Source organism: Gemmatimonadota bacterium (genome assembly GCA_026706845.1).
Taxonomy (GTDB): domain Bacteria; phylum Latescibacterota; class UBA2968; order UBA2968; family UBA2968; genus VXRD01.
Genome location: JAPOXY010000012.1, coordinates 4,749 through 6,516, shown reverse-complemented (window position 1 = coordinate 6,516; position 1,768 = coordinate 4,749). Strand labels below are relative to the sequence as shown.

The window sequence follows — 1,768 nt, the reverse complement described above, 5'->3', positions numbered from 1 at the left end:
GCTTGCCGATCGCGCTCGGCACGCATGCGTTCAAATACGTTGTTTTTGTTTTCCCGCGGCAGGTCTGCGCGTTTAATCCGCACATCAAGGATATCAATGCCCAGTCCGAGTGCTGCCTCGTGGGAGCGCTCTGTCACTTTTTTCATGATTTCCTCGCGGTGCGTAACTACGATCTCGACCAGCGTGCGTTGTCCGAGTTCTTCGCGCACCGCTGAAAAAATGATGTCGTCCAGGCGCGATTGTGCATAAGAGACATTTTGCACAGATACCAGAAACTTGAGTGGATCTGTGATGCGCCAGCGGGCAAAATTATCGACGATGAGGTTTTTCTTGTCCTGCGTGTAAATTTGTCTGGGATCGGCATCGCTGTACAGCAGGCGATCTTCGAAGGTGTGCAATTGCTGGATAAATGGGATCTTAAAATGCAGACCAGGGGACTGTACGGTGCGTACGGGTTGCCCAAATTCTGTGACGACGACCTGTTCGCGTTCATCCACGATATAACACGATGCATTCAGTAAAATACTCCCTGCGATCAAAATGACCACCAGGGTTACGAGGTTGCGCATGTCAATTTCCTCCTCCTAATGGCTTTTGCAGATTGAGAACGTTGAGGATACCGCCCTTGCCATCGGATTCGACGACGTATTTTTGTATGCCGGGCAGAATTTTTTCCATTGTTTCGAGGTACATTCGCGTTTCGGTCACGTCTTTTGCATTGCGATATTCTTTGAGCACCTCGACGAAGCGGTCTGCATCGCCCTGTGAGCGCTTGACGCGCTCAACTTTATAGGCTTCGGCTTCGCGGATCATTCTTTCGGCTTCACCGCGCGTTTTTGGGATGATGTCATTGCGATAGGCTTCGGCTTCGTTGCGGAGACGTTCTTTGTCTTCTCGCGCGTTGGCGACGTCCTTAAATGCGTGATCGACTTCCTGGGGTACAGATACGGTTTGCAATTTGGCTTGATCGACGCGCACGCCGATTTGGTAGAGGTCCAGGACTTCCTGAACCTGTTCCAGTATCTTTTCCTGTATTTCCAACTTGCCCTCTGTGAGAGCATCGTCGATGGTGCGCTGCCCAATGACCTGACGCAATGCGGCCTCGGTCACGTCTTTGACGGCTTTTCGCTGGTCGTTGACCTGGAACAAGTAGTTCTCCAAATCGCGGATGCGATACTGAACGATCAGTTCTACATCGACGATATTTTCATCGCCGGTCAACATCGCAGATTCTGCTGAGACCTTCTGGTATCTCGGCGTGGGCGTTACGCTGATGGTGCGAAAGCCGACTTCGAGGCGTTTTACCTCTGATACGCGCTCTTTCTCAATGCGCTCGATGGGTGTGGGCCAGTGGTAGTGGATGCCAGGATCTTCCAGGCCCACCGCTCGTCCGAATCGAAATACGACTGCTTGCTCATCTTGTCGCACCGTGTAGATGCCTCTGCCCAACCAGAGCAATGCCAGTACAATTAACCCGTAATAGATGAACTTGGGGTTGAATTGCAAGTCGAAATTTGGACGGTTTGGAAATTGATATTCTTGCATCAGGCCCTCCTTTCAGGACCGGGGAGAATGCCGTTTAATACGGCAGATTGACCTGTCTGTGTCCTGCACAGGCAGGTCTTCGGGGTTTAAGAATTGGCTTATTTTTGCAATGCCTTCAATGCCGCGCAAACACACGTTGATACCCGCCACCCGATTGGCAAAACGACTGGCAAAGGCGCGGTTGCCCGTTTGCAAGAAGGCCCAGGTATATCCCATTAAAAAG

The 1,768-nt window shown here is 51.4% G+C and carries 3 protein-coding genes; all 3 read right to left on the bottom strand.

All coding sequences use genetic code 11. The features are described 5' to 3' along the window. Positions 1–569 (bottom strand): protease modulator HflC (locus OXG87_01230; protein MCY3868144.1); only part of this gene is annotated, 569 nt, incomplete at its 3' end. Between the two features lies 1 nt (position 570). Further along, positions 571–1,545: an FtsH protease activity modulator HflK gene (gene hflK / locus OXG87_01225; protein ID MCY3868143.1), complete on the bottom strand. Its 975-nt coding sequence runs from the start codon at positions 1,543–1,545 to the stop codon at positions 571–573. Positions 1,546–1,557: 12 nt separating this feature from the next. After that, positions 1,558–1,768: hypothetical protein (locus OXG87_01220; protein ID MCY3868142.1), on the bottom strand; the 211-nt coding region annotated here is incomplete at its 5' end.

Coding starts and splice junctions, on each gene's coding strand:
- hflK (MCY3868143.1), bottom strand. CDS start 1,545: ATGCAAGAATATCAATTTCCAAACCGTCCAAATTTCGACTTGCAATTC.